This window comes from Paraburkholderia sp. SIMBA_030, from assembly GCF_046535245.1.
Classification (GTDB): Bacteria; Pseudomonadota; Gammaproteobacteria; order Burkholderiales; family Burkholderiaceae; genus Paraburkholderia.
In genome coordinates this window covers 1-242 of sequence record NZ_JAWRXB010001468.1, presented here as the reverse complement: position 1 = coordinate 242, position 242 = coordinate 1, and the positions used below count along the sequence as shown (strand labels likewise).

Below are 242 nucleotides of genomic sequence, written 5' to 3'. Positions count from 1 at the left end.
CATCAGCGCCTTCGCGGAGCTGAGCGGCAGGATCAGCGCGCTGACGGCACCGGAGCACGCGATGCCCAGCGCGACTTCCGCGGCGCGCGTGAGCGCGGACTGGAACAGCGTCTGTGGCGTCATCACCGCCGGCAGGCCGATCAGCGCGGCGGTATAGCCGGCGAGCACGAACCCGTACCAGCGGAAGTGGCGGTTGCGCACCGCGAGCGCGATGCAGGCGCCGATCCACAGCGTGATGCCGG

The 242-nt window shown here is 71.5% G+C and carries 1 protein-coding gene; it reads right to left on the bottom strand.

From position 1 onward, the window contains the following. The coding region (locus tag SB772_RS44895) for an FUSC family protein (RefSeq protein ID WP_410839139.1) at positions 1-242 on the bottom strand (242 nt) is incomplete at both ends.